This window comes from Mesorhizobium sp. M0587, from assembly GCF_040320945.1.
Classification (GTDB): Bacteria; Pseudomonadota; Alphaproteobacteria; order Rhizobiales; family Rhizobiaceae; genus Mesorhizobium.
The window spans coordinates 38,517-51,732 of record NZ_JAMYQP010000004.1 but is presented as its reverse complement, the minus strand read 5'-3'; the positions used below and the strand labels follow the sequence as shown (position 1 = coordinate 51,732).

General features: G+C 63.5%; 16 protein-coding genes. 10 read left to right on the top strand and 6 right to left on the bottom strand.

Annotated elements, in window-relative coordinates; translation table 11 throughout:
* Window positions 1-44: 44 nt before the first annotated feature.
* Complete coding sequence (locus NKI49_RS04905; RefSeq protein WP_352603150.1) at window positions 45-503, bottom strand: nuclear transport factor 2 family protein; 459 nt, start codon at window positions 501-503, stop codon at window positions 45-47.
* A 235-nt stretch (window positions 504-738) separates the two neighbouring features.
* On the opposite strand from NKI49_RS04905, the gene NKI49_RS04900 reads away from it, so the two are divergent.
* The 6 genes from NKI49_RS04900 to NKI49_RS04875 all read left to right on the top strand — a co-directional run bounded on the left by NKI49_RS04900 (window position 739) and on the right by NKI49_RS04875 (window position 4,484).
* Window positions 739-1,317 carry a TetR/AcrR family transcriptional regulator gene (locus tag NKI49_RS04900; RefSeq protein WP_352603275.1) on the top strand — a complete coding sequence of 193 codons (579 nt, stop codon included), beginning with the start codon at window positions 739-741 and terminating at the stop codon, window positions 1,315-1,317.
* 217 nt (window positions 1,318-1,534) lie between these two features.
* Window positions 1,535-2,350, top strand: a complete 816-nt coding sequence (locus NKI49_RS04895; RefSeq protein WP_352603148.1) for an oxidoreductase — start codon at window positions 1,535-1,537, stop codon at window positions 2,348-2,350.
* 84 nt (window positions 2,351-2,434) lie between these two features.
* The gene (locus NKI49_RS04890) at window positions 2,435-3,007 is read left to right on the top strand and encodes a rod-binding protein (protein WP_502899529.1); all 573 of its coding nucleotides are present in this window, start codon (window positions 2,435-2,437) and stop codon (window positions 3,005-3,007) included.
* A gap of 13 nt (window positions 3,008-3,020) precedes the next feature.
* Complete coding sequence (locus NKI49_RS04885; RefSeq protein WP_352603146.1) at window positions 3,021-3,446, top strand: hypothetical protein; 426 nt, start codon at window positions 3,021-3,023, stop codon at window positions 3,444-3,446.
* A gap of 29 nt (window positions 3,447-3,475) precedes the next feature.
* Window positions 3,476-3,991, top strand: coding sequence for a hypothetical protein (locus NKI49_RS04880; protein ID WP_352603144.1), 516 nt, complete (start codon window positions 3,476-3,478; stop codon window positions 3,989-3,991).
* Between the two features lie 208 nt (window positions 3,992-4,199).
* Window positions 4,200-4,484, top strand: coding sequence for an SCP2 sterol-binding domain-containing protein (locus NKI49_RS04875; protein WP_352603142.1), 285 nt, complete (start codon window positions 4,200-4,202; stop codon window positions 4,482-4,484).
* Window positions 4,485-4,581: 97 nt separating this feature from the next.
* Here NKI49_RS04875 and NKI49_RS04870 read toward each other — a convergent pair whose 3' ends face one another.
* Together NKI49_RS04870 and odc2 are read right to left on the bottom strand one after the other, a co-directional pair.
* The gene (locus tag NKI49_RS04870; RefSeq protein WP_352603140.1) at window positions 4,582-5,163 is read right to left on the bottom strand and encodes a GNAT family N-acetyltransferase; all 582 of its coding nucleotides are present in this window, start codon (window positions 5,161-5,163) and stop codon (window positions 4,582-4,584) included.
* Window positions 5,164-5,321: 158 nt separating this feature from the next.
* A complete protein-coding gene (gene odc2 / locus NKI49_RS04865; protein ID WP_352603138.1) occupies window positions 5,322-6,455 on the bottom strand; it encodes an ornithine/lysine decarboxylase in 1,134 nt (377 codons plus the stop codon).
* 543 nt (window positions 6,456-6,998) lie between these two features.
* Between odc2 and NKI49_RS04860 the strand changes: the two genes are divergently transcribed.
* Both NKI49_RS04860 and NKI49_RS04855 read left to right on the top strand, forming a co-directional pair.
* Window positions 6,999-8,195, top strand: coding sequence for an amidase (locus NKI49_RS04860; RefSeq protein WP_352603136.1), 1,197 nt, complete (start codon window positions 6,999-7,001; stop codon window positions 8,193-8,195).
* 3 nt (window positions 8,196-8,198) lie between these two features.
* Window positions 8,199-9,098, top strand: coding sequence for a LysR family transcriptional regulator (locus tag NKI49_RS04855; RefSeq protein WP_352603134.1), 900 nt, complete (start codon window positions 8,199-8,201; stop codon window positions 9,096-9,098).
* A gap of 65 nt (window positions 9,099-9,163) precedes the next feature.
* On the opposite strand, the gene NKI49_RS04850 is transcribed toward NKI49_RS04855, so the two are convergent.
* On the bottom strand, window positions 9,164-9,634 hold the full coding sequence (locus tag NKI49_RS04850) for a nucleoside deaminase (RefSeq protein WP_352603132.1): 471 nt from the start codon (window positions 9,632-9,634) through the stop codon (window positions 9,164-9,166).
* A 310-nt stretch (window positions 9,635-9,944) separates the two neighbouring features.
* Between NKI49_RS04850 and NKI49_RS04845 the strand changes: the two genes are divergently transcribed.
* A complete protein-coding gene (locus NKI49_RS04845) occupies window positions 9,945-10,613 on the top strand; it encodes a DUF1007 family protein (protein ID WP_352603130.1) in 669 nt (222 codons plus the stop codon).
* A gap of 4 nt (window positions 10,614-10,617) precedes the next feature.
* Complete coding sequence (locus tag NKI49_RS04840; RefSeq protein WP_502899528.1) at window positions 10,618-11,814, top strand: nickel/cobalt transporter; 1,197 nt, start codon at window positions 10,618-10,620, stop codon at window positions 11,812-11,814.
* Window positions 11,815-12,012: 198 nt separating this feature from the next.
* Here NKI49_RS04840 and denD read toward each other — a convergent pair whose 3' ends face one another.
* Together denD and NKI49_RS04830 are read right to left on the bottom strand one after the other, a co-directional pair.
* Window positions 12,013-12,990 (bottom strand): D-erythronate dehydrogenase, encoded by a 978-nt coding sequence (denD, locus tag NKI49_RS04835; protein ID WP_352603128.1) that lies wholly within the window; start codon window positions 12,988-12,990, stop codon window positions 12,013-12,015.
* A 13-nt stretch (window positions 12,991-13,003) separates the two neighbouring features.
* The gene (locus NKI49_RS04830; protein ID WP_352603126.1) at window positions 13,004-13,216 is read right to left on the bottom strand and encodes a hypothetical protein; all 213 of its coding nucleotides are present in this window, start codon (window positions 13,214-13,216) and stop codon (window positions 13,004-13,006) included.

Sequence of the window (13,216 nt, the reverse complement as noted above, 5' to 3'; positions counted from 1 at the left end):
GAGGAGGTCTGCTATTGGACCGAAGCGAACCTTCGCAGGCAACGCTAGCTTATTATCTGTTCGGCGACAGCTTCTTCGAGACCAGCTGCCGCCTGGGCAGCAAGACCGCGAGCCGCTGCCTGTGAATCGTAAAATTCCTCAAGCGCGTGGACTTTGCCCCACCGCAGGGTGAACACATGGAGACCGCGGTTAGCGTACGAGGTGTCGCCGTTGAGCAGGGTTGCGGTGCCATCCCACTGGGCAAACACAGTGGTATGCCACGGCCAGCCCTTCACCCAGATGTGGTTGACCGTGAGATGGAGAGTGGGCAGAACACGGCCGAGGCGCTCAAACCAGCGGCGCAGGGCTTCCTTGTCGTGACGCTCTCCACCGAGCGCGTGGGCGCCGCCAACCCGGTGATGGACATGCGGCGCGAGCGCTTTCACCGCCGCATCCCAGCGATGATTGTTGACGTCATCGAAGCTCCGTCGGATCGATTTCTCGACAAAATAACTGTATAGCATATCATCTCTCCTCCAACTCATTCGGTAGCGTGATCGAAGGCACCCTGTGGCGAGCCGTTCGGACGCGAGAGCTCCCGGCCAGCACCATGCTGGGTCTTCGCGTCAGGTCAGCGCATGGTCGCGTCGGCTCGCAGGTATGGTTTTGCGGATCATCTCATATCCCCTTTTTTTGGATTGCGTTCGACTTCTATATCGTTTATAGATTACGGATGCAATCTAAAAGAGGGAAATGGCGATGCGCGTAACTCGCACTCAGGCTGCGGAAAACCGTGAAACCGTGATCAATGTGGCAAGCCGCCTTTTTCGGGAGCGAGGCTTTGACGGCATCGGCCTTAAGGATCTGATGAAGGGTGCCGGGCTGACCCAAGGTGCTTTTTACAAGCAGTTCGAGTCAAAGGACGACCTGGCGGCGCAGGCATCCAGGCGCGCGATGGAAAGCGCCACCCACAGGTGGTCGGCCGCGACTGCGGCGGATCCTGGGAAACCGCTCGACGCGGTGATCTCATTCTACCTCAGTATGGACCATCGCGAAGAAAAGATGGACGGCTGCCCGGTCGTTGCGCTCGGCTCGGATGCGGCCAGGCAAGGCGCCGAGGTAAAGGCGTCGTTCGAGGCTGGGATCAAGGAGTACCTTGAGATGCTCGGTGGTTGGGTTGGCGAGGCCGACGGCGAGAAGGCCGGCGACAAGGCCATGGCCGTTCTCTCGACAATGGTCGGCGCGGTACTGCTCTCAAGGGTCGTCAACGACCCCGAGCTCGCGCAGGCATTTCTGCATGCGGCGGCCGATCAGGTTCGCGAAGCAGTCGCCGCCTGAGTGGTGCGGGGCAGCGCCGCCGGCGCACCAAAATGACAGGAGAATAGATGCGACGAATAATCGTCACAGGCACGGGAGCGGTCACGCCGCCTTGTTCGGGCGCTGGACTGTTCCGCAGGACGACGCGAACGCCCCGAGGTGCTGATCAGGACATCCTTCGCTCCAAGCTCTCGTGCCTCTCCTATTCCGATCCAACACAAAGAAAGAGATGACGTCCATGAACAAGACCAATCTAGGCGTTGCCCTGGTGACGGGGGCATCCACCGGCATCGGGCATGCAACGGCCAAGGCCCTGCAGAACGCGGGCTTTCGTGTGTTCGGAACCAGCCGCCGCACGAACCCCAAGCCGTCCGACGGAGTTACCATGCTGACCTGCGACGTCACCGATGACGCCTCCGTTGCAAAGCTGGTCGATGATGTGTTGGCCGAAGCCGGACGCATCGACCTGCTTGTCAACAACGCCGGCATGGGACTGTTTGGCGGCGCGGAGGAGTCCTCGACCGCCCAGGCCCGGGCACTGTTCGACGTGAACGTCTTCGGCGTGTTCCGCGTGACCAACGCGGTATTGCCGGCAATGCGACGCCAAGGGAAGGGCAGAATCGTTAATCTAAGTTCGGTGCAGGGGTTCATCCCCGCCCCTTATTTCGCGCTCTACTCGTCGACCAAACATGCCATCGAGGGTTATTCCGAATCGCTCGATCACGAATTGCGCACGTTCGGCATACGCGTTTCGCTGGTGGAGCCCGCCTACACCCGTACGTCATTCGAGGACAATCTCGCCGCCCCCGATCAGTTGCTTGATGTTTATGACTCCGCGCGCGCCGGCATGACTATGGCCGTGCGGAAATCGATGGAAAAAGGCGATGCGCCCGAAGTGGTCGCCGAGACCGTTTTGGCCGCCGCGATCGATCCCGCTCCGAAGAAACGTTATGCGGCGGGAAAAATAGCACGCCAGGTCAGTTTCCTGCGCCGTTTCGTGCCCGCGTCCGCCTTCGACAAAAGCCTGCGAAAGCAGCTCGGGCTGCCGGTCTGACGTTGCCCCCTTGCCCCCCGCAAGCCTGCCACAAGCTTGTTGCGGCATGGTCTGGCCAAGGGAACCGGCAAAAGGCGGACTTTCTTGGCGATCTCTCCACCCAGCGACATCGTGATGGATGTCGCCCGAGCAGTCGATCCGACGGATATCGAGGCCGCACGCGCCGCGCTGGCCAGGCGCGCGGGTGGTGCTGCCGCTCCGTTTTCGGTCGATACCGCGGCTTCCGTCGATGCCGGCTCGATCCTGTCGCGCGCCACCGCCGACAAGGCCGCGGCGACGGCCGATCCCGCCAGGAAATTCAAGAAGTTCGAGGCTATGGTCCTGCAGACCTTCATCCAGAACATGCTGCCCAAGGACACCGAGGGCGTCTATGGCACGGGTCTGGCCGGCGACATGTGGAAATCGCAGCTCGCCGAGCACGTCGCCGATGTCATGGCCGAGCGCGGCGGCATCGGCATCGCCAAGTCGCTGGTGGCCGACCACTATCTCGAGGGCAAGCGCAAGGTGCCGATCGGGCCGGTCTCGGGCGGACCGGAAAAGACCGAGATCGACCGGCAAACCCGTTTGTCCACCTCGCTCGTCCAGGAATTGCAGCGCAAGGCCGCCAGGTCGATGACCGGCGACGAGACAACCATAAAAACAGACATCAAGATCTAGACTGGGAAACACCATGGCTGACTCTTCGGAATTCACCGCCAACCTGCCAGCGCGCACGACCGCGCCGGAAGCACCGACCCCTTTCGCGCGGCCTGGAAACCTTGCCGCCATCATCGGCCGCATCGAGGAGGTGGTCGAGCAGGAGACCGCCGGCATCCGCACCGACACCGGCTACGACCTCAAGTCGTCGAACGCCCGCAAGAGCCGCTATCTCTACGAACTGACCCGCGCCATGAAGGGCGGCAGCGAAGCCGAGTTCCTCGAACAGCACCGCGAGGGCCTGATCCGGCTGCGCCAGAAGCTGGCGAAGAACGAGGCTGCGATCCTGGCGCATCTGAGCGCCGTCAACGAGGTCGCCAGCCTGCTGCGCAGCGCCATCCAGCGCGCCGAAACCGACGGCACCTACTCCGCCGGCGAGTTCGGTAGGATGAAAGGGTAAAGCGCGGTCATGCCACGCTTGGGGTCCGAATGATCAAGGTTATCGCCATCGCCGTCTGGATCTGCGCCGCCACGCTCGGCGCGGTGTTCTATTCGTTCCAGGCAGCGGGCAAAAATGGCGTCGGCGAGACCCCGAAGCCGATGCTGGGCGGGCTGGACTACGTCAAGACCGAGGTCATCTCGGTGCCATTAATCCGCGACGCCAGGATCGACGGCTATTTCCTGACCAAGCTGGTCTACACGGTCGAGCCCGAGCAGATAAAGAAGCTGTCCATCCCGGCCGAGGCGCTCATCACCGACCAGGTCTACTCCTACCTCTATTCCAATCCCCAGATCGACTTCACCAAGAAGGAGACGATCGACCTCGACGCCTTCCGCGCCGCGATCCGCGACACCGTCAACACCCGTATCGGCGCGACGCTGGTGCATGAGGTTCTGGTCGACCAGGTCAATTTCCTGTCCAAGGACGAGATCCGCGACAACTGGCTGCGCCGCAGGAAAAGCGACACGGCGTCGGAAATGACCAAGGCCGTCAAGGCGCATTGAGCGGTTCGGTGCGGCAGGCATCGGCGGTCTCGGCAAACCGTCCGGTGCGGCGATAGGAACCAATCCCGGGGACCGGAACCCGTTGACGTAAACGTCAACGCGAAGCTATATGCGACGGCGATCATGGTCGCGGGACCATGCGGGCAGCACGCTTCGGCCGGACTGACGTGCCGTAGCGCGACGGATTCAACCAGACAAGGAGAACAGCGTGAGCGTTCAGGAGATTGCCGACAAGATCAGGTCGCGCGTGGCAAGCAGCGGGTTCGATCGTTCCGTGAAGTTCGACACCGGCGGCGACGGCGTCATCGTCATCGACGGTGCCGACGTCTCGACCGCCGACGCGCCCGCCGACTGCACCATCAAGCTCTCGCTCGACGATCTCGACTCCCTGATCGCTGGCGACCTGAACCCGACCATGGCGTTCATGACCGGCAAGATCAAGGTCGAAGGCGACATGTCGGTCGCCATGGCGCTAAGCCAGTTGATCGGCTGACCACGCCCAAAGCGCCCAGACGACAGCGCCTCCAAGGCACAAGAAACGCCGCCTTCCGGGGCGGCGTTTTCTTGTGAACGGCATTGGCCATCAACCCTCAGGCAGCCAGCGTCGGCGCCTGTGCCTTCAGCTTGCGCCCCGCTGCCTTCAGCGTGCCCTCGGCGCCGTCAAGCGCGCCGCCCACCAGTTCCAGCGCCAGCAGGCGGTGCCGCTCATAGGGGCCCGGCATGGCGAGCGAACCGGTCTTTGCAGCCGAGAAGCCGAAGCGCCCATAATAAGGCGCGTCGCCGACCAGCAGGATCGCCGCGTGGCCGAGACGCGCCGCTTCGGCGACCGCATGGCGCATCAGCGCCGAGCCGATGCCCGCACTCTTGAGCGATGGGTCGACCGCCAGGGGGCCAAGCAGCAGCGCTGCCGGGCCGCCCTCGCCCAGCGTGACGTCCCAGAGCCGCACCGTGCCCATGACTGCACCCGAGGCGTCGCGCGCGACGAAAGCCAGGCCTTCCGAGGGCCGCCGGCCGCGCCGCAGCTTCTCCGACGACTTCGTCTTGCGCTTCGGCCCCATGGCATGGTCGAGCAGCGCTTCGCGCGCCACGATGTCGTCCGGCGTTTCGGCAACGACGAAAGACGGCGTCGGCGATTTACGTGAGGCGACCCCCTCTGGCCACTTCGTGGCCATCTCCCCCTCGAGGGGGGAGATTCCGCGCGCAGCGCCTTCAACGAAATTTGCAATGTCCATTTCCGCGATCCCTAGCGAGCGGATATCTGTTCCACAGGCGAGCCCGGGCGGGCGACAAACGCCCACCTGGGATGATCTGAGCAGCTCTTGCGAGTTGCTCAGATCACGTAGGATCGGAGAGGCTCGAAGCCGTTGAAGGCGACCGCCGAATAGGTGGTCGTGTAGGCGCCGGTGCCTTCGATCAGCACCTCGTCGCCGATGGTCAGCGACAGAGGCAGCGGATAGGGCGTCTTCTCGTACATCACGTCGGCCGAATCGCAGGTCGGGCCGGCGAGCACGCAAGGCGCGGTCTCGGTGCCGTCATGCGCGGTGACGATCGGATAGCGGATCGCCTCGTCCATCGTCTCGGCCAGGCCGCCGAACTTGCCGATGTCGAGGAACACCCAGCGCACATTGTCATTGTCGGCCTTCTTCGAGATCAGCACGACTTCCGACTTGATGACGCCGGCATTGCCGACCATGCCGCGGCCCGGCTCGATGATCGTTTCCGGGATAGCGTTGCCGAAATGCTTGCGCAGCGCCGAGAAGATCGCCTGGCCATAGGCCTGGGCCGCCGGCACGTCGCGCAGATAGCGCGTCGGGAAGCCGCCGCCCATGTTGACCATCTTCAGGACGATGCCTTCCTCGGCGAGCGTCGCGAACACCGTCTTGGCGTCGGTCAGCGCACGGTCCCAGGCCGTCAGGTCGGTTTGCTGCGAGCCGACATGGAACGATACGCCATAAGCGTCGAGGCCAAGTCCCTTGGCATGGCGCAGCACGTCCACGGCCATATCAGGTACGCAGCCGAATTTGCGCGACAGCGGCCACTCGGCGCCTTCGCCGTCGGTCAGCACGCGGCAGAACACGCGCGCGCCGGGAGCGGCGCGGGCGATCTTCTCGACTTCCTCGACGCAGTCGACCGCGAACAGCCGGATGCCGAGTTGGTAGGCGCGTGCGATGTCACGCTCCTTCTTGATGGTGTTGCCGAAGGAGATGCGGTCCGCCGGCGCACCGGCGTCCATCGCCATCTCGACCTCGGCAACCGAAGCGGTGTCGAAGGACGAGCCCATCGCGGCAAGCAGGCGCAGGATTTCCGGCGCCGGATTTGCCTTCACCGCATAGTAGATCCTGGAATCGGGAAGCGCCTTCTCGAAGGCGCGGAAATTGTCGCGCACGACATCGAGGTCGACGACGAGGCAAGGGCCGGTCGGACGTCGGGTAGCAAGGAAGTCAAGGACGCGCTGTGTAGCCATCGGGTTTCTCCATCACGCCTTTCGGCGTGCAATAAGGCTGCGGAACGCGGGCTGTCGGCCTCGCGAACACGCGGTGGACAAAGGCGGGACGGAAATCCATGGAACCAGCCGGTGGAGACCCCGGAACCATGAAACGCCGTCTCGCGGCGATGAACCTTGGCCTTGCCCGGCTTCGGTTCGCTTTGTCTGCCTTGGCTTGGACTGGGAGAACCCCGTTCCGCACTGCCGGCAATGATGGTGTGCCTCTTCAGTAACCCCGGTCTTTGGACAACCGGCAGAGAACCAGAAAGGCCCGCACCGTCGTTGCTTCAAGGTGTCCTCGGTCTGGCGGTTGGCCGCTAAACCGACTGGAGGGGTTGGCTCCAGTTACCTTACCGATTTCCCTCACCATTCAGAGGATCGGCGGACACCCACAGGCACGTGCGACTTTGGGCAAGCGCGATATAAGGGCGAAGGCTTTCACAATCAATAAAAATCGTGTCCAAGGTTGTAAAATTTGCTGCATCGAACAATGCTGGCGCAATCGTATCCGGATATCGAACGATGACAGGCACGCACGGCCCTCTCAACGCCTTTCTCGATCTCCCCCAGGTGCCAGTGGCGCATGCCGAACTCGGCCCACTGGCCGGCCTGCGGCTGGCGGTCAAGGACATCTACGACGTCGCCGGTTACCGCACCGGCTGCGGCAATCCCACAAAATTCGCTGAAAGCCCTGCCGCCTCGCGCACAGCGCCGGCCGTACAGATGATTTTCGATGCAGGGGCACGCTTCGTCGGCAAGACCCAGACCGACGAGTTTGCCTTCGCGCTGTTCGGTCAAAATTCGCATTTTTCGTTTCCGGTGAACCCGGCAGCGCCCGACCGCGTCACCGGCGGCTCGTCATCGGGCTCGGCGGCGGCGGTGGCGGGCAGGCTGGCCGACATCGCAACAGGCTCCGACACAGGCGGCTCGATCCGCGCGCCGGCGAGTTTTTGCGGATTGATCGGCCTGCGCACCACGCATGGCCGCATTCCGCTCGACGGCACCATGCCGCTGGCGCCGAGCTTGGACACATTCGGCTGGTTCGCCGACGACATCGAGACCTATGAGACCGTCGGCAAGCTGCTGCTTGGCCGCGACCCGCACCAGCACCCGTTGAACCGCCCGCTGGTGCTGACCTGGCTGGACGAGAAGGTCGCCCGCCCGGCGCTTGCCGAATATGCCGAGATGAGGGCACTGGCGGGCGCGGTATTCGGCGCGCCGGCGGCGCCGGCGACGCGCTTCACCTCGTCTCCCGATGAACTCTACTGGTGCTTTCGCCGGTTGCAGGCCAGCGAAGCCTGGGCGATGCATGGCCAATGGATCATCAGCGGCGAGCGCGGCCTCGGCCCCGGCGTCGAGGAACGTTTCGCCTTTGGCCGTGCCATCGATCCCCCCACGGTGCGGGCCGACACGTCGCGCCGGCTGGCCTTTCGTGCCGAACTCAGCGCCCTGCTAGGCAAGGACGGTTTCCTCGTCCTGCCGACGGTTCCCGGCCCGGCGCCCTATGTGGACAGCACGCCGGAGCAGTTCCAGGCCTATCGCGAGCGGGCCTTGCATCTTTTGTGCCTTGCCGGCCTTTCAGGTTTTCCGCAAATCACCTTGCCCATCGGCTCGGTCGCCGGTGCCCCGTTTGGCCTGTCGCTGCTTGGCCCTTCCGGCAGCGACATTGCCCTGATACGGCTCGGCCGGAAACTTCTCGATGCGGCACGAAAGGCCTGACCAATGGACACACTGACCCGCATGCGTGCCTTCATCGACGTGGTCGAGGCCGAGGGCTTTTCGGCGGCGGCGCGCAAGATCGGCCGCTCAAAGGCATTGCTGTCCAAATATGTGCGCGAGCTCGAGGACGAGCTCGGTGCGCTGCTGCTCAACCGCACCACCCGCCAGTTCTCGATGACCGAGGCCGGCCACACCTATTACCGGCGCGCCTCGGAGATCGTGCGCGAGGTCGACAGCCTGGCCGACGCCGTGCGGGAATCGTCCGGCGACGTGCGCGGCAGGATCAAGCTGTCGGCGCCGCGTACCTTCGCCGACGCGCCGGTCGGACAGTCGCTGATCGACTTCGCCAAACAGCACCCCGACATCGTGCTCGACATCCAGCTCGACGACCGCTTCGTCGATCTGGTCGAGGAGGGTTTCGACCTCGCGGTGCGCATCTCGCGGCTGGAGAACTCGTCGCTGATCGCCAGGCGCCTGGCGCCGTTTTCCACCAATCTCTGCGCTTCTCCCGAACTGATCGCCAAGCATGGCATGCCGACACGGCCGCAGGATCTCGGCCGCATGCCGTGCATCGTCGACACCAATGGCCGTGGACTGAACAACTGGCCGTTCAAGGGCGACAATGGCGATCCGGTGAGCGTCGCGGTGTCGGGTCCGATCGAGGTCAACAGCCCGATGACAGCGAGAGCCGCCGCGGTGGCCGGGCTCGGATTTTGCGTCCTGCCGGATTTCATCGCCGCGCCCGACATCGAGAGCGGGCGGCTGGTGAAGGTCATGGATGACCGCATCCTGTCCGGCGGCGGCATTTTTGCCGTCTACCCGCACCGCCGCTATCTGCCGGCCAAAGTCCGCGTCTTCGTCGACTTCCTGGTTCAGTGGTTCAGGACGCGCGACGCTGCCTGATCGGCCAGGCTCCAGGGCAATTCCAGGAAAAATGTGAAACGGTTTCCCCGGAAAAGCGCTTAGCTCTAAGCCTTGCCCAGATGTTTCGGCCAGAATTCCTGATGGACTTCGGCGGCTTCGTCTTCCAGGTTCGGGCCAACCACGGTGACGATGCGCGCGCCGGTTTGCAACACCGCCCGGCTCGGCACGTTCAACCCGATCCCGGCGATCTCGCCAAGCCGCGCTTCGGAGCACGCAAACACCATGCGCCCGATGCCCGACCAGTAGATCGCCCCGGCGCACATCGCGCACGGCTCCGTGCTGGTGTAGAGCGTGCAGTCGGCGAGAAAAGCAGCGTCGTAATGCTGCGCCGCCAGTTTAACCAGGTTCATCTCGGCGTGATTCGTCATATCATGGCCGGTGAAGACGCTGTTTTCGGCGCTCAGGATTATTTCGCCGTCCTTCACCAGCACCGAGCCAAACGGTTCGTCGCCGCGTTGCATCGCGGATTTCGAGAGCGCGATCGCCTCGCGTAGAAACGGCTCGTGGTTTTCCATCAGAGTCTTCCCCATAAAGCTAGAGTGGGACTTTGTCTTGAATCGGAGGGATTTCCAAGCGGCTGCAAATCAGATGCAAGTCGGCGATCTGCATCGCCGCAACCGTCATCTTCTGGCTCCAGTGAGCCCAGGCATGATCCCGAAAGGAGTATCCGATTTTCGCTGGAGATCCTGCACGATCGTCGAATCAGAACCTCATTCGGGTTCCATCGGGATGAAACAGGCTCCCTGCCGTCTCGCGGTCCCATTTTCGCCCCCTTTCTGGTAACTCTCGACATCCTCTCCGAAACCAAGGGAATCGCGACCGCGAATGCATCTGAAACGGCACGCAATCATGCTGGCTTCGGCCCTGACGGCAAATTTTGTCGCCGTCGTACCGGCGCAGGTGCATCCGCATGTCTTCGCCGAGGCTCGCCTCGACGTGATCCTCTCTCCGGATCATCAAAGCGTGAAAGCGCTGCGCCATCTCTGGCGCTTCGACGATCTGTTTTCCAGCACGGTGATGATGGAGTTCGACAAGAACTCCGACCTGAAACTCGATGACAAGGAGCTGAAGGAGGTCGCCGACACCGTGCACGCCTCGCTGGCCGAGTTCAACTATTTCCAACTCGTCACGCAGGGCGGCAAGGACGTGGCGATGACGCCGCCGCCGCATCTTATGGCCAATTTCGACAACGACCAGTTGATCATCTTGTTCGAATCCGAACCGAAGGTGCCGATCAAGCTGACCGGCACGATCGACATCGGCGTCTACGATCCGACCTTCTACACGGCGATCGACTTTACCGAGGATTCCAACATCACGGTTCAAGACCTGCCATCGAACTGCACCAGCAAGGTGGTCCGTCCGGATCCGGATGAAGCGATCAAAGAAAACCAGAAGACCCTGACGGAGGCCTTCTTCAACGATCCGACAGGAACCGACATGAGCAAGATCTTCGCCACCAAGCTTGAACTGACCTGTCAGCCGGAAGGATGAAGCCGTGACGAAACCGTCCCTGCGTTTGGCATTCGGCCTGTTGGCCATCACCTTCGTGATGATGCATTTCGCCAACACCGCCCATGCCCAGAGTTCGCTCGGCATCGGCGTCAATGACGGCATGGCGCCCACCACCGGCCCGTTCGCCCATATGCTGATGTGGATCAATCTCAGGCAGCAGGAATTCTATCGCGCGCTGGCCACGGCTATGAAGGCGATGCGCCAGGACGGCAGCAAGCTCTGGATGCTCATCGGCCTGTCCTTCGCCTACGGCATCTTCCACGCCGCCGGTCCCGGCCACGGCAAGGCGGTGATCTCGTCCTACATGGTGGCCAACGAAGTGGCGCTGCGGCGCGGCATCCTTTTGTCCTTCGTCTCGGCCCTGCTGCAGGGCCTGACCGCGGTCGCGGTGATGGCCGTCGCCTATTTCGTCCTGCGCGGCACCGCCGTCTCGATGACCGACGCGGCCTGGTTCATGGAAATCATGAGCTTCGTCTTCGTCACCCTGTTCGGTGCCTGGCTGCTGTGGCGCAAGCTCGGCCCCTCCGTCCTGCGCCTGTTTGGCAGGGGACCCGCCTACAGCCTGTCGGCGGCTCACGCCGGCCATTCTCATGGCGGTCATTCCCATGGCGGTCATTCCCATGCAGGCCACTCGCCTGCGGGACATTCTCACGCCGGCCATTCGCACGCTGCTCACAGCCAATCGGCGCATGCCCATTCGCACGCGCTGCACGTGCATGACGATCACGACCACGCGCATGATCATCACGATCATGGCGCGCACGATCATGCGCATCACGATCACGCGGCGGGCGAGGTCTGCGACACCTGCGGCCACTCGCATGCGCCCGATCCGGCGCTGTTGTCGGGCGACCGTTTCGACTGGCGCACCGCCTGGACGGCGGTAGCTGCCGTCGGCATCCGCCCCTGCTCCGGCGCGCTGATCGTGCTCAGCTTCGCGCTTCTCAACGGGCTCTGGCTCGGCGGCCTGCTGTCCGTGCTGGCGATGTCGATCGGCACCGCCATCACCGTTTCGGCACTGGCCACACTAGCGGTGACCGCCAAGAACTGGGCGGTGTATTTCGCCGGCGACGGCCGCATGGGCAACCGCATCCATTCGATCGTCGAGATCGGCGGCGCCGCCTTCGTCTTCCTGTTCGGACTGCTGCTGCTGTCGGCCAGCCTGGCGACGGGCGGGTGACTTTTTCGCCATCGCCAATTGCCGATTTCAGCGCCGCCCCTCATCTGCCTGCCGGCATCTTCTCCCCGTGAAGGACGGGGAGAAGGGGCTGGCCGCAACGTTGGCGCCCCCCTCTCCCCGTCCTTCACGGGGAGAGGGTAAGGGTGAGGGGCAGCGCCGACGTCGGCAATTGATGCTGCAACTGGAAGCCTGGGAACCCTAACCGGCAAGCCTGCCGCCCAGCTCATCCTCGATATGCGCTTGGATGATCTCGTCAAAACTCTTTTCCGCGACAAAGCCGAGTTCCCTTGACCGTCGCGCCTCGAACCGGGTCGGCCACCCCTTGACGATCGCCCAGATCGTTTCGTCCGGCTCCTCGCGGATCAGCTTCACTGCCTCGGCGCCGGCGATGCGTTCCAATGCCTCTATCTGCTCGCCGACGGTGACGGCGACGCCGGGCATCGTCAGGTTGCGGCGCGGCCCGACCGCGGCGCCGTCGATTTCCGCCGCATGGATCAGGAAATTCACCGCCGAGCGCGGGCTGGCATGCGTGTGCACGACCGTGCGCGGCACCGGCAGGATCGCCTCATGGCCGTTCAGCGGTTCGCGAATGATGCCGGAGAAGAAGCCGGACGCCGCCTTGTTCGGTTTGCCGGGTCTGACACAAATGGTCGGCAGCCTTATGCCGATCCCGTCGAAGAAGCCGCGCCTGGAATAGTCGGCGAGCAGCGCCTCGCTCATCTGCTTCTGCGTCCCGTAGGAGGTCAGCGGCGTCGGATGGAACTCATCCGGGATGACATCCGGGAACGGGGCGCCGAACACCGCAATCGACGAGGTGAAGACCAGGCGCGGCGCAAAGCCCGCCAGGCGGATGGCGTCGAACAGCGCGCGCGTGCCGTCGAGATTGACGCGATAACCGAGATCGAAATTGGCTTCCGCCTCGCCGGACACGATGCCCGCGAGATGGAACACGACGTCGGGGCGCGACGCGACCAGGCGTTCGGCGGCACCCGCCTCGGCGAGGTCGCCGGTGTGCGGCGTGACGTTGACGCCGTCCATGGCCGGCGCCTGCGGCGGCACGATGTCGTGCAGGTCGAGCGCGGTGATCTTCTTGCCGCGCAAGATACCGTCTTTGGCCAGCCGGGCGATGAGCTTGCGGCCGACCATGCCCGCGGCGCCGGTGATCAGAATGCGCATGTCAGATGTTCCTTCATTTGTCCTGGTTCTTGCGCTGGTTGCGGGCCCGCAGCCAGAACACCGAGAAAAACGCCAGCACGAAGACGATGCCGAAGGCACCGGCTAGCACGGTCGAGAGGCTGCCGAGTGCCAGCATTATGGTCGGCAGGTAGAAGGCGGCGATGCCGAACAGAAGCATGATCCAGACGGCCGCGATCGCCGCATTGCGCGTGTCGCGATCCATCAT